Below are 25448 nucleotides of genomic sequence, written 5' to 3'. Positions count from 1 at the left end.
TCCGCCGTACCGATTACTCGGCGCTGACGGCGTCGCCTTCTTCCACGGCCTTCATCGACAGGCGGATACGGCCCTGCTTGTCGACTTCCAGCACCTTGACCTTGACCACATCGCCTTCCTTCAGCACGTCGCCGACCTTCTCGACGCGATCGCTGGAGATCTGCGACACGTGGACCAGGCCGTCCTTGCCCGGCAGGATCGTGACGAACGCACCGAAGTCCATGATCTTGGCGACCTTGCCTTCGTAGATGCGGCCCGGCTCGACGTCCGAGGTGATCTGCTCGATGCGGGCCTTGGCGGCCTGGGCAGCGATGGCATTGACCGAAGCGATGACGATGGTGCCGTCATCCTGGATGTCGATCTGGGTGCCGGTTTCCTTGGTGATGGCCTGGATGGTCGAACCGCCCTTGCCGATCACTTCACGGATCTTGTCCGGGTGGATCTTGATGGTCAGCAGGCGCGGCGCGTAGTCCGACAGCTCTTCACGCGGCGCGGTCAGGCCGTGGGCCATTTCGCCCAGGATGTGCAGGCGGCCAGCCTTGGCCTGCTGCAGGGCCTGCTTCATGATCTCTTCGGTGATGCCTTCGATCTTGATGTCCATCTGCAGGGCGGAGATGCCCTCAGCGGTACCGGCCACCTTGAAGTCCATGTCGCCCAGGTGATCTTCGTCACCCAGGATGTCGGACAGGACGACGAAGCGCTCGCCTTCCTTGACCAGGCCCATGGCGATACCGGCCACCGGTGCCTTCACCGGCACGCCGGCGTCCATCAGGGCCAGCGACGAGCCGCAGACCGACGCCATCGACGAAGAACCGTTCGACTCGGTGATTTCCGAGACGACGCGGATGGTGTACGGGAACGATTCCAGCGACGGCATGACAGCCAGCACGCCACGCTTGGCCAGTCGACCGTGGCCGATTTCGCGGCGCTTCGGGCCCATCATGCGGCCGCACTCACCCACCGAGAACGGAGGGAAGTTGTAGTGGAACAGGAAGTTTTCCTTGTACTCACCGGCAACGGCGTCGATGACCTGACCGTCACGGGCGGTGCCCAGCGTGATGGTCACAATGGCCTGGGTTTCGCCACGGGTGAACAGCGAGGAGCCGTGGGTACGCGGCAGCACGCCGGTCTTCACGGTGATCGGGCGGACGGTGTCCAGCGCACGGCCGTCGATGCGGACCTTGGTGTCCAGCACCGAGTCACGCATGGTGCGGTATTCCAGTTCGCCGAATTCCTTCGACAGCTCGGCCGGGTTCCAGCCTTCGGCGGCCACGCGGCCGGCCAGGGCTTCGAACACGTCCTTCTTGATCGCCGAGATGGCGTCACGGCGCTGCAGCTTGTCACGCACCTGGAAGGCTTCGCCCAGGCGCGGGCCGATGGCTTCCTTCAGGGCGGAGATCAGCGCGTCGTTCTTGGCCGGGGCTTCCCAGGTCGACGGCTTGGTGCCGGCTTCGACGGTCAGTTCGTTGATCGCGTTGATGACCTTCTGCATTTCGCGGTGACCGAAGGTCACGGCGCCCAGCATCACTTCTTCGGACAGCAGCGCGGCTTCGGATTCGACCATCAGCACGGCGTTGGAGGTACCGGCGACGACCAGTTCCAGCTGCGAGTCAGCCAGTTCGCTGACGGTCGGGTTGAGGATGTACTCGCCGTTCTTGTAACCGACCTTGGCAGCGCCGATCGGACCCATGAACGGGGTGCCGGCCAGGGCCAGGGCAGCCGAGGCACCGATCAGGGCCGGAATGTCACCGTCCACGTCCGGGTTCAGCGACATCACCGTGGCGATGATCTGCACTTCGTTCTTGTAGTCTTCCGGGAACAGCGGGCGGATCGGACGGTCGATCAGACGCGAGATCAGGGTTTCCTTCTCGGTCGCACGGCCTTCACGCTTGAAGAAACCACCCGGGATACGGCCGCCGGCGTAGAACTTTTCCTGATAATCGACGGTCAGCGGGAAGAAGTCCTGGCCTTCGCGCGCGCTCTTGGCGGCGACGGCGGTGACCAGCAGTACGGTGTCGTCCATCTTGACGATGACGGCGCCGCTGGCCTGACGGGCGACTTCGCCGGTCTCAAGCGTGACGGTGTGCTTGCCGTACTGGAAGGTTTTGGTGATTTTTGCCACGGAGGGTGTCCTTGGGGATGCTGTCTGCGAATTTGGACCGTCGGCGACCCTTGCCGCCAGCGGGTGGCCGGATCGTTCCGGCCTGAATCGGGGATTGCGGTACTACAAAACAAAACCGCGGCGCATCGCTGCGCCGCGGGGGATTCGTTGCTTAGCGACGCAGGCCAAGCTTCTCGATCAGGGCCTTGTAGCGCTCGACGTCCTTCTTCTTCAGGTAGTCGAGCAGGCTGCGACGGCGGTTGACCATCTGCAGCAGGCCGCGGCGGCTGTGGTGGTCCTTCTTGTGGGTCTTGAAGTGGCCGGTCAGCAGTTCGATGCGGGCGGTCAGCAGGGCCACCTGGACTTCCGGGGAGCCGGTGTCAGCGGCGCTGCGCTTGTTGTCTTCAATGACCTTCTGGGTGTCGATCGACATTTTCTTTTTTCTCTGTGATGCGTGGCCGGCAGGAACGCGCTTCGCGCACCGCCAGGCTCGCCGTGGACTACAAGGATGAAACCTGCGCGGGGCAGGCTGCCGGAAAACGGCCGCGAAATTGTAACGGCCGGGGGCTTCCGGGACAAGGACCGGGGCTGAACCGGCAGGCCCGGGTCAGAGGTTGAAACGACGCTGCGGGGCCAGCAGGCCACTCTCATCGACCTGGCCCAGGCCCTGGACAGCATCGTCCGGTCCAAACACGGCCACCAGGCCACGGGGCCAGGACAGGTCGCGCTGGCGCTGGCCGACGCAGAACCGGTGGGCCTGCTCGGCATCGAGGTCGACCCGGGGGTATTCCGCCAGGCCGGCCGCCAGCGGCAGCAGCAGCGCGTCCATGCCCGCCTCGTCCCCGGCCTCGGCCATCGCCCGCAGCTGGTCCAGGGTGACCATGGCCGGCTCGCGGAACGGCTCGACCCACAGCCGGCGCAGCGCACTGATATGGGCGCCACAGCCCAGGCGTTCCCCGAGGTCGCGGGCCAGGCTGCGGATGTAGGTGCCGGAGCCACAGGTCACGCGCAGCCGCAGTCGTTCCGGCTGCTGCTCGAGTACGTCGATGGCGTGCACCTGCACCTCGCGTTCGGGCGCCTCGATGACATCACCGCGGCGGGCCTTCACATACAGCGGTTCACCGCCCTGCTTCAGCGCCGAATAGATCGGGGCACGCTGGCGGATGTTGCCGGTCAAAGGCGCCAGCGCCGCCTGCAGGGCTTCGGCGCTGATTGCCGGCACCGGGCGCTGCAGCAGCACCTGGCCTTCGGCATCGTCGGTATCGGTGGTCTGGCCGAGCACGATCTCGGCATCGTAGGCCTTGGCCGACCCCAGCAGCAGGCCAGCGATCTTGGTCGCCTCGCCGAAGCACAGTGGCAGCAGGCCGGTGGCGAGCGGGTCGAGGCTGCCGGTGTGGCCGCCCTTCTCGGCGCGGAACAGGCGGCGCGCCACCTGCAGGGCGGCGTTGGAGCTCATGCCGGTCGACTTGTCGAGCAGCAGGATGCCATCCAGGCGGCGGAACTGAATTCGGGTCATGACAGGATTGTGTAGCGCCGAGCCATGCTCGGCTTCCGCAGCGAGGCGCGAGATCAAAAGCAGCCGAGCATGGCCCGGCGCTACAGGAACTTTATTCGTCGTCGCTCTCGCGACGCTTCTCGGCGGCCAGCGTATCGGGCAGGTCGCGCAGGATGTTGTCGATGTGCTCACCACGGTCGACCGAGTCGTCGTAGTGGAAGTGCAGTTCCGGCACGTGGCGCAGCTTCATCGCACGCGCCAGGTCCATGCGCAGTCGGTAGCCCAGCTCCTTCAGCCCGGCCACGGCCTCGGCGGAGCGCTCGGGCATCAGCGCGGTGACGAACACCTTGGCATGGGCCATGTCACGGGTGATTTCCACGTCGGACACGCTCACCGAGGGCAACCCATGCTCGCGCACGGCGTTGTGCACCAGGGTGCCGAGTTCACGGCGCAGCTGGGCGGAGACACGGTCGGTTCGATGGAAAGTCTTGGGCACGAGGAGCTCTTGGTTCAGTTGTCGCCCGACCAACGGTCGGGCGCTACATCTACATGGTACCCGACCGTGGGTCGGGTTCTACAGCATGGCAGGGCCCGACCGGGCTCTACCAGGGTAGGGCCCGACCGCTGGTCGGGCCACCGTGCAGCATTACAGGGTGCGCGGCACTTCGATGCGCTCGAAGCACTCGATCTGGTCGCCCGGCTTGACGTCGTTGTAGGCCTTCACCGCGATACCGCATTCGGTACCGTTGCGGACTTCCTCGACGTTCTCCTTGAAGCGGCGCAGCGATTCCAGTTCGCCCTCGAAGATCACCACGCTGTCGCGCAGGACGCGGATCGGCTTGTTGCGCTTGACCACACCCTCGATGACCATGCAGCCGGCGACGGCACCCAGCTTCGAGCTGCGGAAGACGTCGCGGACCTCGGCGATACCGATGATCTCTTCGCGGATTTCCACGCCCAGCAGACCGGAAGCCACCTGCTTCACCTGGTCGATCACGTCATAGATGATCGAGAAGTAACGCAGGTCGACACCGTTGGATTCGATGATGCGACGCGCCGAAGCGTCCGCACGCACGTTGAAGCCGATGACGGTGGCCTTCGACGCGGCTGCCGAGTTGGCGTCCGACTCGGTGATGCCGCCCACGCCGGAGTGGATCACGTTGATGCGGATGTCGTCGTTGGACAGCGCGACCAGTGCCTGGCTCAGGGCCTGCACCGAACCCTGCACGTCGGCCTTGATGACCAGGTTGAGGACCTGCTGGCCCTCGCCCTTGCCCAGGGTCGCCATGATGTCTTCCATGCGGCTGCCGGCAGTAGCGACCAGGCGCGATTCACGGCGCTTGGTCTCACGCTGCTGGGCCACGTCCTTGGCCAGGCGCTCGTCCTCGACCACCACGAAGTCGTCACCCGCTTCGGGCACGCCGGACAGGCCCAGGACCTGCACCGGAATGGACGGGCCGGCGAACTCCGGCTGCTTGCCGGTCTCGTCGAACAGCGCACGCACGCGGCCGTACTGGATGCCGCACACCAGGTAGTCGCCCTTCTTCAGGCGGCCCTGCTGCACCAGCACCGTCGCGACCGGGCCGCGGCCCTTGTCCAGCGACGATTCGATCACCACGCCGGAGGCGCGGCCTTCATCGACCGCCTTCAGTTCCAGCAGTTCGGCCTGGATCGAGATGGCGTCCAGCAGGTCGTCGATGCCCAGGCCGGTCTTGGCCGAGATCTCCACCATCTGGGTGTCACCACCGAAGTCTTCGGCCACGACCTGCTCGGACAGCAGTTCGTTCTTGACCCGCATCGGATCGGCGTCGGACTTGTCGATCTTGTTGATCGCCACGATCAGCGGCACACCCGCCGAACGGGCGTGCTGGATCGCTTCCTTGGTCTGCGGCATGACGCCGTCATCGGCGGCCACGACCAGCACCACGATGTCGGTCAGCTTGGCGCCGCGCGCACGCATCGAGGTGAAGGCGGCGTGGCCCGGGGTGTCCAGGAAGCTGATCACGCCCTTGGGCGTGTCCACGTGGTAGGCACCGATGTGCTGGGTAATGCCGCCCGCCTCGCCGGTGGCGACCTTGGTGCGGCGGATGTAATCCAGCAGCGAGGTCTTGCCGTGGTCGACGTGGCCCATGATGGTGACCACCGGCGGACGCTGGGTGGCCTCGCCCTGGTTTTCACCGGCCGAGGCCAGCAGTGCGTCTTCGGCGTCGTTGTCGTTGGCACGGATCGCCTTGTGGCCGAGTTCTTCGGTCACCAGTGCGGCGGTGTCGTGGTCGATGGACTGGGTGATGGTCGCCATCACGCCCATCTTGAACAGCGCCTTGACCACCTCGCCGCCCTTCAGCGCCAGCTTCTGCGCCAGGTCGGCCACGGTGATGGTGTCGCCGATCGCCACTTCACGCACCACCGGTGCGGTCGGACGCTCGAAGGCGTGCGGACCGGCATTGTTGCCACCGCGCGACATGTCGCGACGGCCACCGGCCTGGTTGCGGCCGCCCGGACGACCCCGGGTGTTGCTGTTGTTGCTGTTGCCACGACGCGCACGATCGGCGGCCGACAGGTGCATCTGGCCGGCGAAACGGTCACCCGGGCCACGCTCGTTGCGCGGCGCGCTGCGGTTGTTGCGGTCGTCGTTGCGCGGCGGCGGCGGTGCACCACGCGGCGCAGCCGGGGCTGCGGCCGGGGTACGCGGCGGGCGCGGCGCGGTTTCGTCGATCGGAGCACGCTTGGGCTTGCTGGCAGCCAGCGTCTCGGCCGCCTTGGCGGCAGCCGCAGCTTCCTCGGCGGCCTTCTTCTCGGCCTCGGCGCGTTCCTTGGCGGCGGCCTCTTCCTCACGGGCACGGACGATGGCTTCGTCGCGCAGACGATCTTTTTCGGCCAGGGCCTGCTGTTCGGCGAGGTTGCGCGCGCGCGACTCTTCCAGCTTGCGCAGGATGTCGGCGCGCTCTTCGTCCGGCGTCATGGCGCGAGCACCATCCTTGACGTAGGTCCGCTTCTGGCGCACCTCGACATTCACGGTCGTCTTGCTGCGACCGGAATTGACCGTCACTTCCTGCTGCTTCCGGCGGTTGAGCGTGATCTTCTTTGCAGACTGATCGGTCTCTTCCGGGGCCTGCTCGGGCTTGCCGTGCGAACGACGAAGGAAGCCCAGGAGCTTCACCTTCTCGGAGCTGGTCACGACCTGGTCGGGACCGCTGAACTTCATGCCGGCACCGGCCAGCTGTTCCAGCAGTTTTTCGACCGGCGTGTTGACCAGTTCGGCAAGCTTGCGGATGGTGGTTTGCTGCGACATTCGGATCCTATGATCTTGTGGGCGCCCCCCCGCATCTGGAGGTGGCGCGGATTCTACGCCCTGAGCGGCTCAGGGCCCTGTTCATTGCCGGCTCATTCGCCGCGTTCCAGTCGGGCGATCTCCTCGGCACGGGCGGCCAGGATCAGCGCAGCGGCGCGCGCCTGATCCAGTCCTTCGATGCCGAAGTCCATGACCTCGTCGGCGGCCAGGTCGGACAGATCCTCGCTGGTACGCACGCCGTGGCCGGCCAGCGCGTATGCGGTGGCTTCGTCCATGCCCTTCAGGGACAGCAGGTCCTGCGCCGGCTGGCCGTCTTCAAGGCCTTCTTCGACTGCCAGGGCCTCATTGAGCAGCGCATCGCGGGCACGAGCGCGCAGCTCTTCGACGATGTCCTCGTCGAAACCTTCCACGGCCAGCAGTTCGCCGACCGGAACATATGCGATTTCCTCGACGGTGCCGAAGCCTTCGCTGACCAGGATGCCGGCGATTTCCTCGTCCACTTCCAGCTTGTCCATGAACAGCTGGCGGGCGGCAGCCTGCTCGGCCTCCGACTTGGCGGTGACCTGGTCCTGGGTCATCACGTTGAGCTGCCAGCCGGTCAGGCGGCTGGCCAGGCGCACATTCTGGCCACCCTTGCCGATCGCCTGGGCCAGGCGGTCTTCGGCAACGGCCAGGTCCATCGAGTGCTTGTCTTCATCGACGATGATCGACTGCACTTCGGCCGGTGCCATCGCGTTGATGACGAAGTTGGCCGGGTTGTCGTTCCACAGCACGATGTCCACGCGCTCGCCATTGAGCTCGTTGGACACGGCCTGCACGCGCGAACCGCGCATGCCGATGCAGGCACCGATCGGATCGGTGCGCTGGTCGTGGGCCAGCACGGCGATCTTGGCGCGGTCGCCCGGGTCACGTGCACAGGCCTTGATTTCCACCAGGCCCTGGCCGACTTCCGGCACTTCCAGCTTGAACAGCTCGATCATGAATTCCGGCGCGGCGCGGCTGATGAACAGCTGCGGGCCACGCGGCTCGGAACGCACTTCGGCCAGGTAACCACGCACGCGGTCACCGGCGCGCAGCACGTCGCGCGGGATGCCCTTGTCCTTCGGAATGAAGCCTTCGGCGTTGCCACCCAGGTCGACATAGATGTTGCCGCGCTCGGCGCGCTTGACCACGCCGGTGATCAGTTCACCCACGCGGTCCTTCCACGCATCCACGACCTGCTGGCGCTCGGCTTCGCGCACGCGCTGGACGATGACCTGCTTGGCCGCCTGGGCAGCGATGCGGCCGAAATCCGGGTTCTCGATCTGCTCTTCGATGAAGTCGCCGACCTCGACGCCCTCGGCTTCGTCAACGGCGTCCATCAGGCGGATCTGGCGGTCGGGCGATTCCATGACCACGTCATCGGCCACCACTTCCCAGCGGCGGAAGGTCTCGTAGCTGCCATCCTTGTGGTCGATGACCACGCGGGTCAGCACTTCCTCGTCGGGATAGCGCTTCTTCGCTGCCGAGGCCAGGGCGGCCTCGATGGCATCGAAGATCACTTCACGCGGCACGCCCTTCTCGTTGGCGACTGCGTCGACTACCAGCAACAGTTCCTTGCTCATTGGCTCACTCCGCGCGCGGCTTCTTTGCCGCCGGCTCGTTGGAAGAAGAATTCGTGTTCGGCTTCGGACGCTTCGGTGCCGGACCGGTCGGCTTGCTCGGGGCCAGCCCCAGCGCCACCCAGTCGGGCATGATCCGTGCCTTGTCGATGTTGTCGGCCGACACGACCACTTCGGCCTTGTCGACGATGAACGTGATGGTCCCCGCCGCCTCGTCGGTCGCCTCGATACGACCCTGCAGGCGACGACGGTTGTCCTGCGGCAGCTTCAGCGTGACCTTGGCCGATTCGCCCTGGTGGCGGGCAAACTGCTCCAGGTTGAACAGCGGCCGGTCCACGCCCGGCGAGGACACTTCCAGCGTGTAATTGCCGCTGATCGGGTCCTCGACGTCCAGCTGCGCCGACACTTCGCGGCTGACCCGCTCGCAGTCGTCGACATTGATGATGCGCTCGGGCTGTTCAGCCAGCGGCACGTCGATGTAAAGGCGCAGGGTCGCACCGCCGGGGGCCGGCAGATACTCAACGCCCAGCAGCTCCAGGCCCAGCGACACAACGGTCGGGGCGAGCAGATTCGCGATGTCGGTTGCCTTGTCGCTCACAGCCTGCCTTGATCTCTATGGTTGGGTGCCGGCCTTGGCCGGCGTGGAAACATGACGCCCCGGAAACGACAAAGGGCCCGCTGGGCCCCTTTTCCGGAAAGACTCCGGTGACTGGATTCCGGTTGCAACCCGCATGGCCTGCCGGTTGCGGCCCTCCTTCCGGATCTGGCCTCCCGCCGGGAGGCCGCCTTCAGGGGTACTGCTAGGCCGCTGATGATAGCGGCTGCACCGCGCTGGTGCAAGGTGCGGACCCGGGGTCAGATCCCTTTTGCCGTGGAAGAGGGATCTGACCCCGATCACGCGGAAACGACGCAGACCCCAAAGAAAAACGCCTCCGAAGCAGGGCTTCGAAGGCGATTCCTTTACTTGGTAGCGGGGGCAGGATTTGAACCTGCGACCTTCGGGTTATGAGCCCGACGAGCTGCCAGACTGCTCCACCCCGCATCAGAAGCGGAATTATGAGCGATTGCTTCGAAACATGCAAGCGATCCCTCATTCATCAAACCGGTTGGCGCCGATCCGACGTTGGTAGCGGGGGCAGGATTTGAACCTGCGACCTTCGGGTTATGAGCCCGACGAGCTGCCAGACTGCTCCACCCCGCACCGGAAGTACTTGAACTGCTGCCCCACCCTTTCGAGGGAGGCTGCCGCAACGATGTTCTGGCTGAACCGCTGCAGTGACAACTCAGGCTGCGCATATTACACGAATCGCGCAGCTTTGTGTCAACTTTTATGCAAGATGCGCAAATGCCTGCTGGCACCAGACCATGATCGGGTTCCAGGCCAGGCCCAGCGCGAGCAGCGCCAGGGCATTCACGCCCAGCACCACGCCCAGCACGCGGTCGTTGCTGCGCGGCATGGCCTCGCCCACCGGCTCATCGAAGTACATGACCTTGATGACGCGCAGGTAGTAGAAGCAGCCGACCACGGCGCACAGCACGCCGAGGATGGCCAGCCACAGCAGGCCGCCGTTGACGGCCGCGCCCAGCACCGCCAGCTTGGTCCAGAAGCCCAGGAACGGCGGGATGCCGGCCAGCGACGCCATGATGCACAGCACCAGGCCGGCCATCCACGGGTTGCGGGCGTTCAGGCCCTTGAAGTCCTCGATGTTCTCGGCTTCAAAGCCGGCACGCGACAGCGCGATGATCGCGCCGAAGGCCGCGGTGGACATGATCGCGTAGGCCAGTGCGTAGAACAGCGCGGCCGCGTAGCCCTGCGAACCGCCACCGGCGATGCCCATCAGCAGGAAGCCGATGTGCGAGACAGTGGAGAACGCCAGCATGCGCTTGAGGTTGCTCTGCGCGATGGCCATCAGGTTGCCGATGACCAGCGATACCGCGGCCAGGCCGGCGATCAGCAGCTGCAGTTCGGTCGACAGCGGACCCACGCCCATTTCCAGCAGGCGGTAGGCCATGCCGAACGCGGCCAGCTTCGGCGCCGAGCTGATGAACAGTGCGATCGGTGCCGGGGCACCCTGGTACACGTCGGGCAGCCACATGTGGAACGGCGCGGCACCCAGCTTGAAGGCGACGCCGGCGATCATGAACACCGCACCGGTGATCAGCAGCACGCGCTCTTCCGAGTGCGGGATGGCCTCACGGATCACATCCAGGTGCAGGCTGCCGGTGGCGCCGTAGATCAGCGACATGCCGTACAGCAGCAGGCCCGAGGCCAGCGAACCCAGCACGATGTACTTCATCGCCGCTTCCGAGGCCAGGCCGCTTTCGCGGTTGCTGGCGACCAGGGCGTAGGAGCACAGCGCCAGCAGTTCCAGGCCCAGGTAGACCATCAGCAGGCTGCCGGCCGAGACCAGGATCATCATGCCGGCGGTGCCGAACAGGATCAGCACCGGGATCTCGCCCTGGAACAGGTCGCGGTCACGCAGGTAGCGCCAGCCGTAGACCAGGGTCAGGCCGCTGAGCAGCACGATCCCGGTCTTCATCACGTCCGCGGCGGTATCGCGCACGAACATGCCATGGAAGACCTCGCCCTGCCCGCCCACGCCGGTGGCCAGCATGAACAGCACCACGGCCAGCGCAGCGAGCGAGAACAGGTGGGTGACGATCTTGTTCCGGTTGCTGACGAACAGGTCGAGGATCATCAGGGCGAAGGCGCTGCCGATCAGCACCAGCTCGGGAGCGAGCGGTGGCAGGTCAGCGGCGGTCAATGGCAGCAGCGGCGAGGTGGTCATCATCAAATCCTGGAATTACAGCAGCTTGCTGGATGCGATCTGCATCGCCAGCTTCGCGATCGAGGGCTCCATCAGGTCGGTCAGCGGCTTGGGGTAGATGCCCAGGGCCAGCACGCCGATGGCGAACACGCCCAGCACCAGCCATTCGCGGCCGTTGATGTCCTTCAGTTCGGCAACATGGCTGTTGGCCACTTCACCGAAGAAGATGCGCTTGTACAGCCACAGGGTGTAGGCGGCACCGATGATCAGGGTGGTGGCCGCGCCCAGGGCGATCCACGGATTACGCTGGAAGGCCGACAGGATGACCATGAACTCGCCAACGAAGCCGCTGGTACCCGGCAGGCCCGCGTTGGCCATGAAGAACAGCATCGCGAAGGTGGCGAACCACGGCATCACGTTGACCACGCCGCCGTAGTCGGCGATGCGGCGGCTGTGCATGCGGTCGTACAGCACGCCGACGCAGGAGAACATCGCGCCGGACACGAAGCCGTGCGAGATCATCTGCACCATGGCGCCCTGCAGGCCCAGGCGCGCGGCATCGGCGTTGCCGGCTTCACGCACCAGCCACAGCGCGATGAAGGTGCCCAGGGTGACAAAGCCCATGTGCGCGATCGACGAATAGGCGATCAGCTTCTTCATGTCGTCCTGCACCAGGGCGACCAGGCCGACGTAGATCACCGCGATCAGCGACAGTGCAATCACCAGCCAGGCCCACTCCTGCGACGCGTCCGGGACGATCGGCAGGTTGAAGCGCAGGAAGCCGTAGCCACCGATCTTCAGGGCGATCGCGGCCAGGATCACCGAACCGGCGGTCGGCGCTTCCACGTGGGCGTCCGGCAGCCAGGTGTGGACCGGGAACATCGGCACCTTGACCGCGAAGGCGATCAGGAAGGCGAAGAAGATCCAGGTCTGCTCCTTGGCCGACAGCGGCAGCGCGTACAGGTCGGCCAGCTGGAAGCTGCCGCCCTTCATGTACAGGTAGATCAGCGCCACCAGCATCAGCACCGAGCCGAGGAAGGTGTACAGGAAGAACTTCAGCGCGGCGTAGATGCGGCGCGGACCGCCCCAGACACCGATGATCAGGAACATCGGGATCAGCATCGCTTCGAAGAACACGTAGAACAGCATCGCGTCCGTCGCGGCGAAGATGCCGACGGTGACGCCTTCCAGGATCAGGAAGGCCGCCACGTACTGGTTGACGCGCTTGTCGATGGCGCTCCAGGCGCCGATCAGGGCAAGCACGCTGACCAGGGTGGTCAGCAGGATCAGCGCCACGGCAATGCCGTCCACGCCCAGGTTGTAGCCGATCTTGTACGCCGGGATCCAGGCATGGGTCTCGACGAACTGCAGACCATCGACGCCTGCGTTGTAGCCGCTCAGCAGCGAGAGGCTCGCCACGAACGTCAGCACCGCTACGCCCAGCGACGCCCAGCGGGCGGTCTGCGCATCACGGATCGCAAGGATCAGGGCACCACCGATGATCGGCAGCCAGATGAGGACACTGAGTAGAGGCCAGTTCGACACGTCTTCTTATTCCGTACAGGTCATCAACGCAGGTAATGCATCAGCACGCCCAGCAGGGCAATCAGGCCGATGATCATCGCGAAGGCGTAGTGATAGAGGAAACCGGATTGGGTACGACGCAGCACGCCGGCTGCGACGTCCACAACACGTGCCGAGAGATTGACCACGCCGTCGACGATGTTGCTGTCGATCCAGCGCGAGACCTTGCCCAGCTTGACGCTGCCACCGGCAAAGCCATCGATCCACAGCTTGTCGAAGCCGTACTTGTTTTCCAGTACCGACACCAGCGGAGCGAACGTCTTGCGGGCCTTGCCCGACAGGTCCGGCTTCCACAGGTAGAACAGTGCGGCCAGCAGGAAGCCCGCAACGGTCAGCATGAACGCCGGAGCCATCATGCCGTGCAGCGCGAAGGCGACCGGGCCATGGAACTCCTCGCCCAGGAAGCCGATGGTGTTCTTGGCCGGATCGTAGAAGTCGACGATGCCGGTGAAGAACGTGTGCGCCTGGCCCTTGATGGCATCGTGCGCGTGGTTGCCGGCCCAGTCGGTGCCGTACAGCATCGGGCCGATGCTGAAGAAACCGATGGCGATCGACGGGATGGCCAGCAGGATCAGCGGCAGGGTCACCACCCACGGGGTTTCGTGCGGCTCGTGCGGACCGTGGCCATGGCCGTGGTCGTCATGATGCGCATCGCCGTGGTGGGCGTCGGCGGCGTGGTGATCGTCATGGCCGTGGCCATGGGCGTGGTCATCATGCGCGTCGCGGAAACGCTCCTTGCCGTGGAAAGTCAGGAACAGCAGGCGGAAGCTGTAGAAGCTGGTGACGATCACGCCACCCAGCACCGCCCAGTAGCCATAGGTGGCCACCCAGCTGTTGGACAGGTGCGCGTGCAGCTCGGCGGCCTCGATGATGGTGTCCTTCGAGTAGAAGCCGGAGAAGAACGGCGTGCCGACCAGCGCCAGGGTACCGATCCACATGGTGATGAAGGTGATCGGCATGTACTTGCGCAGGCCGCCCATCTTGCGCATGTCCTGCTCGTGGTGCATCGCGATGATGACCGAGCCGGCGCCCAGGAACAGCAGGGCCTTGAAGAAGGCGTGGGTCATCAGGTGGAACACGGCGGCCGAATAGGCCGACACGCCCAGCGCAACCGTCATGTAGCCCAGCTGCGACAGGGTCGAGTACGCGACCACGCGCTTGATGTCGTTCTGCACGATGCCGATCAGGCCGGTGAAGAACGCGGTGGTGGCACCGATGAACAGCACGAAGTTCAGCGCGGTCTGCGACAGCTCGAACAGCGGCGACATGCGGGTGACCATGAAGATACCGGCGGTCACCATCGTCGCGGCGTGGATCAGTGCCGAGATCGGGGTCGGGCCTTCCATCGAGTCCGGCAGCCACACATGCAGCGGGACCTGGGCCGACTTGCCCATGGCACCGATGAACAGGCAGATGCAGATGACGGTGGCGATCGACCAGATCACCGGCTCGTTCAGCAGCTGCATGCCCAGCAGCGTGCCGTCCCAGATCTGCAGCTGGGCGCGCGGGTCGGCCAGCATGCCGGCCTGCGAGAACACCTGCGAGTAGTCCAGGGTGCCGAACACCCACAGCACGCCGGCGATGCCCAGCAGGAAGCCGAAGTCACCGACGCGGTTGACCAGGAAGGCCTTCATGTTGGCGAAGATCGCGGTCGGGCGCTTGAACCAGAAGCCGATCAGCAGGTACGACACCAGGCCCACCGCTTCCCAGCCGAAGAACAGCTGCAGGAAGTTGTTGCTCATCACCAGGGTGAGCATCGAGAAGGTGAACAGCGAGATGTAGCTGAAGAACCGCTGGTAGCCCGGATCGTCCTGCATGTAGCCGATCGTGTAGATGTGGACCAGCAGCGACACGAAGGTCACCACCACCATCATCATCGCGGTCAGCTTGTCGACCATGAAGCCGACGTGCGCCGAATACTGGCCCACTTCGAAGAACGTGTAGATGTTCTGGTTGAACGGCTGCGCACCGCCCCACAGCAGCTGGTAGAGCGTGTACATCGACAGGCCGCAGGCCACCGCGACGCCGAGGATGGTGATGGTCTGCGCGCCGAAGCGCTTGACCTGGCGACCGAACAGGCCGGCGATGATGCTGCCGAACAGCGGTGCGAGCACCACTGCGATCAACAGACTCTTGGAGAGAGTGATTTCCATCTGTGGATCAGCCCTTCAACGAATCGACTTCGCCGACATTGATCGTGCGGCGTGTACGGAACAGGGTCACCAGGATCGCCAGGCCGATGGCGGCTTCCGCGGCGGCGACGGTCAGGATGAAGAACACGAACAGCTGGCCGGACGGATCGCCCAGCTGACGCGAGAAGCCGACGAAATTGATGTTCACCGACAGCAGCATCAGTTCGATCGACATCAGCAGGACGATGACGTTCTTCCGGTTGAGGAAGATGCCGGCCAGGCTGATGGCGAACAGCACCGCGCCCAGCGCGAGGATATGGCCAAGGGTGATCACGGCTGGGTCTCCTCGCCGGCGACCGGCTTGCTGTTGCTGTGCACGACCGGTGCTTCGGCACCCATCTTGACCATGCGCAGGCGCTGGCCGGCCTTGACCATGGTCTGCTCGCCCGGGTTCTGGCTCTTCACGCCGGTACGGCGACGCAGGGTCAGCATCACGGCGGCAACCACGGCCACGGTCAGGATGACGGCGGCGAACTCGAACGGCAGCAGGTACTCGGTGAACAGCGTGCGTGCCAGCCAGGTGATGTTGGAGCTGTCGGCGGCGACCGCAGCGGCGTTGTCGGCCGGGAACGGCGTGACCGAACGCGCCTTGACCCCGATCAGGATCAGCATCTGCGCCAGCATCGCGACCGCGACAATCAGGCCGACCGGCAGGTAGCGCACCCAGCCCTCACGCAGCTTGGTGGGGTCGATGTCCAGCATCATCACCACGAACAGGAACAGCACCATCACCGCGCCGACGTAGACCAGCACCAGCGCCACACCGAGGAACTCGGCGCCCACCAGCAGCCACACGCAGGCGATGGAGAAGAAGGTCAGCACCAGGCAGAGCACGGCGTGAACCGGGTTGCGCACGCTGATCACCGCACCGGCCGAAACCGTTGCCGCGATGGCGAACACCCAGAAAGCGATATTTACCCAATCCATCTCTCGACCTCAGCGGTAAGCGGCATCGGCGGCGCGACGCTCGGCGATCTCGGATTCGAGACGGTCGCCCAGGGCCAGCAGCTGCGGCTTGGTAACGATGTTTTCGCCACGATTCTCGAAGTGGTACTCGAGGATGTGGGTTTCGACGATCGAGTCCACCGGGCAGCTCTCTTCACAGAAGCCGCAGAAGATGCACTTGAACAGGTCGATGTCATAGCGCGTGGTGCGGCGGGTGCCGTCCTCGCGCTTGGCCGAGTCGATGGTGATGGCCAGCGCCGGGCACACCGCTTCGCACAGCTTGCAGGCGATGCAGCGCTCTTCGCCGTTGGGATAACGGCGCAGCGCGTGCAGGCCACGGAAGCGCGGCGACTGCGGGAACTTCTCCATCGGGTACATCATCGTGTACTTCGGCTTGAAGCTGTACTTCAGCGTCAGCCAGAGGCCCGCCAGCAGTTCGAGCAGCAGCAGGCTCTTGAAGTAATGGGTAATCCTGTTCATCACTTTAGACGCCCTTTTGAATCACGCCGAAGAACACCATGACGGCGGTAACCGCGATCCACAGAATGGCCAGCGGGATGAAGACCTTCCAGCCCAGGCGCATGATCTGGTCGTAGCGGAAGCGCGGGAAGCTGGCACGGAACCAGATGTAGGCACTGGCGAAGAAGAACACCTTGACGAACAGCCACGGCGCGCCCCCCTTCCAGATCCAGTCGACCAGCGGCGAGACATCGCCGAAGTTGACCCAGCCCTGGACCGGGCTCAGCCAGCCGCCGAGGAAGAAGATCGAGATCAGGAAGCTGATCAGGATCATGTTCGCGTATTCGGCCAGGAAGAACAGGGCGAAGGCACCGCCGGAGTACTCGACCATGTGGCCGGCGACGATTTCCGACTCGCCTTCCACCACGTCGAACGGCGCGCGGTTGGTTTCAGCCACGCCCGACACCCAGTAGATGACGAACAGCGGGAACAGCGGCAGCAGGAACCAGTCGAAGAAGCCGGAACTGCCGGCCTGCGCCATCACGATGTTGCTCAGGTTCAGGCTGCCCGAGGCGATCATCACGCCGACCAGGGCGAAGCCCATGGCGATTTCGTAGCTGATCATCTGCGCCGAGGCGCGCATCGCACCCAGGAACGCATACTTCGAGTTGGATGCCCAACCGGCCAGGATGATGCCGTAGATGCCCAGCGAGGTCATCGCCAGCAGGTACAGCAGGCCGGCGTTGGCGTTGGACAGCACGATCTGCGAATCGAAGGGCACCACCGACCAGGCCGCGAAGGCCGGGGCCAGGGTGATCAGCGGGGCCAGCAGATAGATCGCCTTGTTGGCGCTGCTCGGCTGGACCACTTCCTTGAACAGCAGCTTGAAGACGTCGGCGAAGGCCTGGAAGATGCCCATGCCCACGTACATCGGGCCGTGGCGGACGTGCATCCAGCCGATCAGCTTGCGTTCCCAGACCACGTAGAAGGCCACCGAGATGATCACCGGAACGGCGATCACCAGGATCTTCAGGATGATCCAGATCAGCGCGCCGATGTCACCGAGGCCCAGCAGCCACTGGTGCAGCGGGTCGACCGCGTTCAACAGCAATTCGTTCATGCAGCCACCACCGATACGCGAGCGGCACCCAGCGGCGCGGTCGCGCCGTGGCCCGATTCAATCCAGACCGAACCCGCAGCGACGCGGGCGTCGACCACCACCGGCAGGGTGGCCTTGCCGGCATCGGTGCCGACCTTGGCCATCTGCCCTTCCTGCAGCTGCAGGCGAGCGGCATCTTCAGCGTTCAGCACGATGCGCGGGGCGTTGTTGAGCGGATGCGACTGCAGCGCCGGGGCGCGACGGACCACCGCATCGGTGCGGTAGATCGCGGCGGTCGAAGCCACTTCCAGGCCTTCGCCGGCAACCACCGGCTGCGCCGAAGCGGCAACGGTGACCGACACCGGGGCCAGGCTGGCACGCAGGCCGGCCAGGTCGGTGAAGTCGAAACCGGCCAGCGCCATGTCGCCGCCCAGGGCACGCAGCACGCGCCAGCCCTCACGGGCCTCGCCCGGCAGCTTGCCGCCGGCACGGGCGGACTGCTCGCGACCATCAAGGTTGGTCAGGGTGGCGTCGATTTCCGGCAGCGCACCGATCGGCAGGATCACGTCGGCGACGTCGCGGGTCGAGGCACAGGCGAACTGGCTGAAGGCCACCACCTGGGCGCCGACCAGCGCCTTGCGCGCGGCAGGGGCATCGGCAAAGTCCAGGCCCGGCTCCAGGCCGTACACCACGTAGGCCTGGCGCGGCTGCGCCAGCATCGCGGCGACGTCCTTGCCGGCCGGCAGCACGCCGGCGCGGGTCAGGCCAACGGCGTTGGCGCCCTGCGGGATGCGGCACAGCTTGGCACCGGTGGCGGCGGCGAACTCACGCGCGGCAGCGCGGATCGCGGCAGCCTGCGGGTGGTTTTCGGCGATGCCACCGACGATCAGCACGGTGTTGTTGCCGCCCTGCACTGCCGAACGCAGCTCGGCGTTGGCCAGCGCGTCGACGAACTTCGACGGCGCAACGATCTGCTTGCCGGCGATGCTGAAGGCGAAGTCGAAGTCCACCGGGTTGACGACGTGGATCTTCGCGCCGTTGGTGGTCTGCGCCTTGCGCAGGCGGGCGTGCAGCAGCGGCAGTTCGTGGCGGATGTTGCTGCCCAGAACGACGATGCGGTCGGCGCCTTCGATCTCGGCCAGCGGCAGGCCGAACACTTCGGCGGTTGCGGCGTCGGAGAAATCGCGGTTGTTGATGCGGTGGTCGATGTTGCTCGAGCCCAGGCCCTTGGCCAGGCGGGCCAGCAGCGCACCCTCCTCGTTCGAGGTGGACGGATGCACCAGCACGCCCAGGTTGTCGCCCTGGTTTGCCTTGAGGATCTCGGCGGCTGCGGCCAGGCCTTCGGCCCAGCTCACTTCCTTCCACTCGCCATTGACCTTGCGCAGCGGCTTGACCGCACGGTCTTCGCTGTACAGGCCCTGGTGCGAGTAGCGGTCACGGTCGGACAGCCAGCACTCGTTCACCGCTTCGTTGTCGCGCGGCACGGTGCGCAGCACTTCGCCGCGACGCACGTGCAGGAACAGGTTCGACCCCATCGCATCGTGGTAGCCCAGCGATTCGCGCGCGGTCAGTTCCCACGGGCGGGCGCGGAACTGGAACACCTTGTTGGTCAGCGCGCCGACCGGGCAGACGTCGACGACGTTGCCGGACAGCTCGGTGGTCAGCGGCTTGCCGTCGAAGGTACCGATCTGCAGGTTCTCGCCGCGGTACATGCCACCCAGTTCATAGGTACCGGCAACGTCGGCGGTGAAGCGGACGCAGCGGGTGCACTGGATGCAGCGGGTCATCTCGGTGGCGACCAGCGGGCCCATGTCCTCGTCCGGCACCACGCGCTTGCGCTCGTTGAAGCGGCTGACCGAACGGCCATAGCCCAGCGAAACGTCCTGCAGCTCGCACTCGCCGCCCTGATCGCAGATCGGGCAGTCCAGCGGATGGTTGATGAGCAGGAACTCCATCACCGAGCGCTGGAACTTCAGTGCCTTCTCGCTGCGGGTGGCGACCTTCATGCCGTCCATCACCGGGGTGGCGCAGGCCGGCGCCGGCTTCGGCGACTTTTCCACGTCCACCAGGCACATGCGGCAGTTGGCGGCGATCGGCAGCTTCTCGTGGTAGCAGAAGCGCGGAATCGGAATGCCGGCCTTGTCGGCCGCCTGGATGATCATCGAACCCTTGGGCACGACCAGCGACTTGCCATCGATCTCGATGGTCACGTGATCCGGTGGCACGTTCGGGTTTACGGGTTGCGCGCTCATGCGGCGGCTGCCTCCACCTTCTTGCCGTCAACCATCGAATGACCGTTGACGATGTAGTACTCGAATTCGTCCCAGAACTGGCGCAGGAAGCCCTGGATGGGCCATGCAGCCGCTTCACCGAACGCACAGATGGTGTGGCCTTCGATCTGCCCGGCCACCGCCTTCAGCTGGTGCAGGTCCTCCATCGTGGCCTTGCCGGCGACGATGCGCTCCAGCACGCGGTGCATCCAGCCGGTGCCTTCACGGCACGGGGTGCACTGGCCACAGGATTCCTTGTGGAAGAACTGGCTGATGCGGCAGGCGAACTTGACGCAGCACACGCTGTCGTCGAGCACCACGATCGCACCCGAGCCCAGGCCGGAGCCCAGCGCACGAATGGTGTCGTAGTCCATCGGCAGGCCCTTCAGCTCGGCCGCGGTCAGCACCGGCATCGAAACGCCGCCCGGGATCGCGCCCTTGAGCTTGCGGCCCGGACGCAGGCCACCGGCCATTTCCAGCAGGTCGTCGAAGGTGGTGCCCAGCGGCACTTCGAAGTTGCCGCCGTTCTGCACGCAGCCGGACACCGAGAAGCACTTCGGGCCGCCATTGGCGGTCAGGCTCAGGCCCTTGAACCACTCCGGACCGTTGCGGATGATCGCCGGAACCGAACCGTAGGTTTCGGTGTTGTTGATCGTCGACGGCTTGCCGTACAGGCCGAAGTTGGCCGGGAACGGCGGCTTGTAGCGCGGCTGGCCCTTCTTGCCTTCCAGCGATTCCATCAGCGCGGTTTCTTCGCCGCAGATGTAGGCGCCGGCGCCCAGCGCGCCGTAGATGTCGATGTCCACGCCGCTGCCGAGGATGTTCTTGCCCAGCCAGCCGTTCGCATAGGCGTCGGCCAGGGCCTGCTCGAAGTGCTCGAACGGCTCGTGGTGGAATTCACCGCGCAGGTAGTTGTACCCCACGGTCGAACCGGTGGCGTAGCAGGCGATCGCCATGCCCTCCACCACCGAGTGCGGGTTGTAGCGCAGGATGTCGCGGTCCTTGCAGGTGCCCGGCTCGGATTCGTCCGAGTTGCAGAGGATGTACTTCTGCATGTTGCCCTTGGGCATGAAGGACCACTTCAGGCCGGTCGGGAAGCCTGCGCCACCGCGGCCGCGCAGGCCCGAGGCCTTGACCATCTCGATGACCTGCTCCGGCGGGATCTTCTCTTCGAGGATCTTGCGCAGGGCGGCGTAGCCACCGGTCTTCAGGTAGCTTTCGTACGACCACGGGGTGTCGTAATGCAGGGTGGTGTAGACCACCTGGTGCGGCAGCGGCGCCGGGCCGACCGGACCCTTGGATTCGTGGTGATGTGCCATGCCCTTACTCCAGCCCGTCCAGCAGCTCGTCGACCTTTTCCAGGGTCAGACGCTCATGGTAGTGACCGTTGATGACCATCATCGGCGCGCCGCCACAACCGGCCAGGCACTCTTCCTCGCGCTTGAGGTAGACGCGGCCGTCCGGGGTCGATTCACCGTGCTTGATGCCCAGCTTCTTCTCGCAATGGCGGACGATGTCCTCGGCGCCATTGAGCCAGCAGCTAATGTTGGTGCAGATGGCCACGTTGTTGCGGCCCACCTTCTCGGTCTCGAACATCGAGTAGAAGCTGGCGACCTCGTAGGCCCACACCGGCGGCAGGTCGAGGTACTTGGCGACGGCGGCGATCAGCTCGTCGGTCAGCCAGCCCTGGTTCTGCTCCTGGGCCGCATGCAGGCCCTGCAGCACGGCAGAGCGCTTGCGGTCCGGCGGGAACTTGGACAGCCAGTGATCGATGTGAGCGCGGGTCTTGTCGCTCAGCACCACCATCGGGTCGACGTCGCGCGCCGCCTCGAAATTACCTGTCGCCTTCATCGGCCGACCTCAGCGAAATGCATAACGTGAAATTCCAGAAACTGCGGCGCCGGCTTGCGCCGGCTGCCTGCAGCGGGCGTTGGCGTGGCGGACGGCATTACCGGTCAACCTCGCCGAACACCAGGTCGTAGGTACCGATCATCGCCACCACGTCGGCCAGCATGTGACCGCGTACGATCGAATCGATCGAGGACAGGTGGGCGAAGCCCGGTGCGCGCAGGTGCACGCGGAACGGCTTGTTGGCGCCATCGGAGACCAGGTAGCAGCCGAATTCGCCCTTGGGCGCTTCCACGGCCGCATAGGTTTCACCCGCCGGCACGCAATAGCCTTCGCTGAACAGCTTGAAGTGGTGGATCAGCGCTTCCATGTCGTCCTTCATGTCCTCGCGCTTGGGCGGAGCGACCTTGAAGTTCTTGACCATGACCGGGCCGGGGTTGGCCTTCAGCCACGCCACGCACTGCTTGATGATGCGGTTGGATTCGCGCATTTCGGCGACGCGGACCAGGTAGCGGTCGTAGCAGTCGCCTTCCTTGCCCAGCGGGATGTCGAAATCGACGGCATCGTACTTGGCATACGGGCGCTTCTTCCGCAGGTCCCAGGCGATGCCCGAGCCACGCAGCATCACGCCGGTCATGCCCCACTGGTGGGCCAGTTCCGGAGTGACCACGCCGATGCCGACGGTACGCTGCTTCCAGATGCGGTTGTCGGTCAGCAAGGTTTCGTATTCGTCGACGCGCTTGGGGAACTCGACGGTGAAGTTTTCCAGGAAGTCGAGCAGCGAGCCTTCGCGCGAAGCATTCAGCTGCTTCAGCGCCTTGCCCTTGTGCCAGCGTGATTCCTTGTACTTCGGCATGTGGTCCGGCAGGTCGCGGTAGACGCCGCCCGGACGGTAGTACGCCGCATGCATGCGCGCGCCGGAGACCGCTTCATAGCAGTCCATCAGTTCTTCGCGCTCGCGGAAGGCATACAGCATCACCGCCATCGCACCCAGGTCGAGCGCGTTGGAGCCCAGCCACATCAGGTGGTTGAGGATGCGGGTGATTTCGTCATACATGGTGCGGATGTACTGCGCACGCTCCGGCGCTTCGATGCCCATCAGGGTCTCGATCGCGCGCACGTAGGCGTGCTCGTTGCACATCATCGACACGTAGTCGAGGCGATCCATGTAGCCGATCGACTGGTTGAACGGCTTGGACTCGGCCAGCTTCTCGGTGCCACGGTGCAGCAGACCCACGTGCGGGTCGGCACGCATGATGGTTTCGCCGTCCATTTCCAGGATCAGGCGCAGCACACCGTGAGCGGCCGGGTGCTGCGGGCCGAAGTTCATGGTGTAGTTGCGGATTTCCTGCCGGCTTTCGGCGGCGTTGCTGGCGAACGCTTCGCCGGCCTGGTGTACGTGGCTCACTTCACTGCCTCCTGCGCGCGCTCACCGGCTGCGGTCTGCAGACGGGCGTCGTCACGGATCACGCGCGGCACGCCGACACGCGGCTCCACCGAGGTGACCGGTTCGTAGATCACGCGCTTCTTTTCTTCGTCGTAGCGGACTTCGACATTGCCGATCAGCGGGAAGTCCTTGCGGAACGGATGGCCGACGAAACCGTAGTCGGTCAGGATCCGGCGCAGGTCCGGGTGGCCTTCGAAGATCACGCCGTACAGGTCGAACGCTTCGCGCTCGAACCAGTTCAGGCCCGGCCACACGCTGGTCAGCGAGGACACCACCGGCAGCGCTTCGTCAGGGGCGAAGCAGCGCAGGTGCATCATCAGGTTGTGCTGGTACGAACGCAGCTGGGCGACCACGGCGAAACGCTGGGTCGGCATGTGCTGCGGGCGGGCACCGTCGGCACCGTTTTCCTCGGTGGGGAACTCGCCCCACGCGAAGCGGCCCTGGGCCTTGCCTTCGACGCCACGGCTGAAGCCCTGCGAGGACACGTCGGCGGTGTCCCATTCGTCGGAGCCATAACCGAGGTAGTCGACGCCGCACAGATCCACGGCCTGCTCGAAACCAAACTCGTCACGCAGCGCCAGGGCGGTGGCGTGCCACTCGGCGGCAGGCACTTCCAGCGTCACTTCGCCGCGGGGTTCGACCACGATGACCTTCGCACCAGCGAAACGTGCGGAGAGTCGGTCGATGAAGGATGCTTGCTCTGCCATGGGGGCTTGGCGCGCTCTTGTCAGGTGAAGGGGTCAGCGGGCGATGGTCTGTGTACGCCAGATCTTCTTCTGCAGCTGCAGGATCCCGTACACCAGCGCCTCGGCGGTCGGCGGGCAGCCCGGGACGTAGACGTCCACCGGCACCACGCGATCACAGCCGCGCACGACAGAATAGGAGTAGTGGTAGTAGCCACCGCCGTTGGCGCAGCTGCCCATCGAGATGACCCACTTCGGGTCCGGCATCTGGTCGTAGACCTTGCGCAGCGCCGGGGCCATCTTGTTGACCAGGGTACCGGCCACGATCATCACGTCGGACTGGCGCGGCGACGGGCGGAACACCACGCCGTAGCGGTCAAGGTCCAGGCGCGCGGCGCCGGCGTGCATCATCTCGACCGCGCAGCAGGCCAGGCCGAAGGTCATCGGCCACATCGAGCCGGTGCGCGCCCAGTTCAGCAGTGCGTCGACGCTGGTGGTGACAAAGCCCTTTTCCAGCAGCGGGTTGTCGCCTTCCGGCCGCAGGATGTCATCAACCCGGCCTTCCGGCGACGGGTTGTTCATGAGGCCATCGAGAGTCTGAATCACTCCCATTCCAGCGCTCCCTTCTTCCAGACGTAAATGAAACCGAGGAACAGCATGCCGACGAACAGGCCCATGGTGACCAGCGAACGGGCGCCCAGCTCCATGAAGACCTGGGTCCACGGCACGATGAAGATGATTTCCAGGTCGAAGACGATGAACTGGATCGCGATCAGGTAGTAGCGCACATCGAACTTCATGCGCGCGTCTTCGAAGGCCTCGAAGCCGCACTCGTACGGCGAGAGCTTTTCCAGATCGGGGCGGCGGGGACCGAGGAATCGACCAACCAGCATCAGCGTAACGCCGATACCGGTGGCAACGATCAGAAACAGCAGAGAAGGCAAATATTCGGCCAGCACAGCGATTCTCTCTTGCCTCTGCCGCCGCGCCTGCAGGCGCTTTGGCATGGGGGAGTGGACGGGAACCTGCCTGGCGCCTTGCGCGCCAGACGAACCCGCTTTACTTACAAATGGTGCCCAAGAGGGGACTCGAACCCCTACGACTTGCGTCGCTACCACCTCAAGGTAGTGCGTCTACCAATTCCGCCACCTGGGCAAACGATCACATCAGACTATCTTCCCGATGCGCCGCGTATTGTAACCGGCTTCAGTGTTTCTGGGAGCCTTCCGAAGGCTTTTCTTCACCAGAAACCGAAGATTCCGCCTGAGCCGGCACATTCGCCGCCGGAACCGGGGCGGCCGGGACCGGATCGGCCTTCGGAACGGCCGGCAGTTCGCCCGCCGGAGCCGCCGGCGCGCTGGCCGCCGGGGCGGACATCAGGCCCAGGTCCTGGTCGGCCGCCGGACGGGTGCCGTGACCGGCATACCAGGCCATGAAGAGACTGATGCCGAAGAACACGACTGCCAGCCACTTGGTCGACTTGGACAGGAAGTTCGAGGCGCCACGCGCACCGAACACCGTGCCCGAGGCGCCGGCACCAAAGCCCGAACCCGCCGCCGCACCCGAGCCACGCTGCATCAGGATCAGCGCGATCATGGCCACAGCGACCAGCACGTAGACGACATTGAGGATCAACATCAGCATTGGAAACCGCCCTCGGACAA

At 65.1% G+C, this 25448-nt stretch carries 22 protein-coding genes and 3 tRNA genes; all 25 read right to left on the bottom strand.

Translation table 11 applies throughout. From position 1 onward, the window contains the following. Nucleotides 1-13: 13 nt before the first annotated feature. Complete coding sequence (gene pnp / locus LRM18_RS00930) at nucleotides 14-2122, bottom strand: polyribonucleotide nucleotidyltransferase (protein ID WP_049469447.1); 2109 nt, start codon at nucleotides 2120-2122, stop codon at nucleotides 14-16. 151 nt (nucleotides 2123-2273) lie between these two features. After that, the gene (gene rpsO / locus LRM18_RS00925; protein ID WP_005417886.1) at nucleotides 2274-2534 is read right to left on the bottom strand and encodes a 30S ribosomal protein S15; all 261 of its coding nucleotides are present in this window, start codon (nucleotides 2532-2534) and stop codon (nucleotides 2274-2276) included. A 174-nt stretch (nucleotides 2535-2708) separates the two neighbouring features. Next, nucleotides 2709-3617 (bottom strand): tRNA pseudouridine(55) synthase TruB, encoded by a 909-nt coding sequence (gene truB / locus LRM18_RS00920; RefSeq protein ID WP_049469444.1) that lies wholly within the window; start codon nucleotides 3615-3617, stop codon nucleotides 2709-2711. A gap of 91 nt (nucleotides 3618-3708) precedes the next feature. Then, nucleotides 3709-4092 carry a 30S ribosome-binding factor RbfA gene (gene rbfA / locus LRM18_RS00915; RefSeq protein ID WP_049469441.1) on the bottom strand — a complete coding sequence of 128 codons (384 nt, stop codon included), beginning with the start codon at nucleotides 4090-4092 and terminating at the stop codon, nucleotides 3709-3711. A 150-nt stretch (nucleotides 4093-4242) separates the two neighbouring features. Further along, nucleotides 4243-6888, bottom strand: a complete 2646-nt coding sequence (gene infB, locus LRM18_RS00910) for a translation initiation factor IF-2 (RefSeq protein ID WP_053460943.1) — start codon at nucleotides 6886-6888, stop codon at nucleotides 4243-4245. A gap of 92 nt (nucleotides 6889-6980) precedes the next feature. Next, nucleotides 6981-8492, bottom strand: coding sequence for a transcription termination factor NusA (gene nusA / locus LRM18_RS00905; RefSeq protein WP_270949404.1), 1512 nt, complete (start codon nucleotides 8490-8492; stop codon nucleotides 6981-6983). Between the two features lie 4 nt (nucleotides 8493-8496). Then, nucleotides 8497-9087, bottom strand: a complete 591-nt coding sequence (gene rimP / locus LRM18_RS00900) for a ribosome maturation factor RimP (protein ID WP_019660578.1) — start codon at nucleotides 9085-9087, stop codon at nucleotides 8497-8499. A 367-nt stretch (nucleotides 9088-9454) separates the two neighbouring features. Then, a tRNA-Met gene (locus tag LRM18_RS00895) sits at nucleotides 9455-9531 on the bottom strand. 82 nt (nucleotides 9532-9613) lie between these two features. Next, nucleotides 9614-9690: transfer RNA gene (locus tag LRM18_RS00890), tRNA-Met, on the bottom strand. 127 nt (nucleotides 9691-9817) lie between these two features. After that, the gene (gene nuoN, locus LRM18_RS00885; protein WP_032957446.1) at nucleotides 9818-11278 is read right to left on the bottom strand and encodes an NADH-quinone oxidoreductase subunit NuoN; all 1461 of its coding nucleotides are present in this window, start codon (nucleotides 11276-11278) and stop codon (nucleotides 9818-9820) included. 15 nt (nucleotides 11279-11293) lie between these two features. After that, nucleotides 11294-12802, bottom strand: a complete 1509-nt coding sequence (locus LRM18_RS00880; protein WP_019660580.1) for an NADH-quinone oxidoreductase subunit M — start codon at nucleotides 12800-12802, stop codon at nucleotides 11294-11296. Between the two features lie 23 nt (nucleotides 12803-12825). Then, nucleotides 12826-14994, bottom strand: coding sequence for an NADH-quinone oxidoreductase subunit L (gene nuoL, locus LRM18_RS00875; protein ID WP_182067568.1), 2169 nt, complete (start codon nucleotides 14992-14994; stop codon nucleotides 12826-12828). Between the two features lie 7 nt (nucleotides 14995-15001). After that, nucleotides 15002-15307 (bottom strand): NADH-quinone oxidoreductase subunit NuoK, encoded by a 306-nt coding sequence (gene nuoK, locus LRM18_RS00870; RefSeq protein WP_005417921.1) that lies wholly within the window; start codon nucleotides 15305-15307, stop codon nucleotides 15002-15004. Further along, nucleotides 15304-15960 carry an NADH-quinone oxidoreductase subunit J gene (locus LRM18_RS00865; RefSeq protein WP_049470676.1) on the bottom strand — a complete coding sequence of 219 codons (657 nt, stop codon included), beginning with the start codon at nucleotides 15958-15960 and terminating at the stop codon, nucleotides 15304-15306. Before LRM18_RS00865 ends, nuoK begins: the two co-directional genes overlap by 4 nt. A gap of 9 nt (nucleotides 15961-15969) precedes the next feature. Further along, a complete protein-coding gene (nuoI, locus tag LRM18_RS00860; RefSeq protein ID WP_005417924.1) occupies nucleotides 15970-16458 on the bottom strand; it encodes an NADH-quinone oxidoreductase subunit NuoI in 489 nt (162 codons plus the stop codon). A gap of 4 nt (nucleotides 16459-16462) precedes the next feature. Then, nucleotides 16463-17557 carry an NADH-quinone oxidoreductase subunit NuoH gene (gene nuoH / locus LRM18_RS00855; RefSeq protein ID WP_014037948.1) on the bottom strand — a complete coding sequence of 365 codons (1095 nt, stop codon included), beginning with the start codon at nucleotides 17555-17557 and terminating at the stop codon, nucleotides 16463-16465. After that, nucleotides 17554-19788, bottom strand: coding sequence for an NADH-quinone oxidoreductase subunit NuoG (gene nuoG / locus LRM18_RS00850; RefSeq protein WP_049470674.1), 2235 nt, complete (start codon nucleotides 19786-19788; stop codon nucleotides 17554-17556). The genes nuoH and nuoG overlap by 4 nt, the downstream gene beginning before the upstream one ends. Continuing rightward, nucleotides 19785-21125, bottom strand: coding sequence for an NADH-quinone oxidoreductase subunit NuoF (gene nuoF / locus LRM18_RS00845; RefSeq protein WP_005417934.1), 1341 nt, complete (start codon nucleotides 21123-21125; stop codon nucleotides 19785-19787). Before nuoF ends, nuoG begins: the two co-directional genes overlap by 4 nt. 4 nt (nucleotides 21126-21129) lie before the next feature. Then, the gene (nuoE, locus tag LRM18_RS00840; protein WP_014647867.1) at nucleotides 21130-21657 is read right to left on the bottom strand and encodes an NADH-quinone oxidoreductase subunit NuoE; all 528 of its coding nucleotides are present in this window, start codon (nucleotides 21655-21657) and stop codon (nucleotides 21130-21132) included. A 97-nt stretch (nucleotides 21658-21754) separates the two neighbouring features. Further along, nucleotides 21755-23062 (bottom strand): NADH-quinone oxidoreductase subunit D, encoded by a 1308-nt coding sequence (locus LRM18_RS00835; protein ID WP_049470672.1) that lies wholly within the window; start codon nucleotides 23060-23062, stop codon nucleotides 21755-21757. After that, nucleotides 23059-23808, bottom strand: a complete 750-nt coding sequence (locus LRM18_RS00830; RefSeq protein ID WP_014647869.1) for an NADH-quinone oxidoreductase subunit C — start codon at nucleotides 23806-23808, stop codon at nucleotides 23059-23061. The genes LRM18_RS00835 and LRM18_RS00830 overlap by 4 nt, the downstream gene beginning before the upstream one ends. A gap of 33 nt (nucleotides 23809-23841) precedes the next feature. Beyond that, complete coding sequence (locus LRM18_RS00825) at nucleotides 23842-24396, bottom strand: NADH-quinone oxidoreductase subunit B (RefSeq protein WP_005417936.1); 555 nt, start codon at nucleotides 24394-24396, stop codon at nucleotides 23842-23844. After that, nucleotides 24387-24743, bottom strand: a complete 357-nt coding sequence (locus tag LRM18_RS00820; protein ID WP_005417937.1) for an NADH-quinone oxidoreductase subunit A — start codon at nucleotides 24741-24743, stop codon at nucleotides 24387-24389. The genes LRM18_RS00825 and LRM18_RS00820 overlap by 10 nt, the downstream gene beginning before the upstream one ends. Before the next feature lie 111 nt (nucleotides 24744-24854). Continuing rightward, a tRNA-Leu gene (locus LRM18_RS00815) sits at nucleotides 24855-24939 on the bottom strand. A 51-nt stretch (nucleotides 24940-24990) separates the two neighbouring features. Further along, complete coding sequence (gene secG, locus LRM18_RS00810; protein ID WP_014647871.1) at nucleotides 24991-25428, bottom strand: preprotein translocase subunit SecG; 438 nt, start codon at nucleotides 25426-25428, stop codon at nucleotides 24991-24993. Between the last annotated feature and the right edge of the window lie 20 nt (nucleotides 25429-25448).

The organism is Stenotrophomonas sp. PI_27, assembly GCF_027854495.1.
Classification (GTDB): domain Bacteria; phylum Pseudomonadota; class Gammaproteobacteria; order Xanthomonadales; family Xanthomonadaceae; genus Stenotrophomonas; species Stenotrophomonas pavanii.
This window is presented reverse-complemented; position numbering and strand designations above follow the sequence as displayed.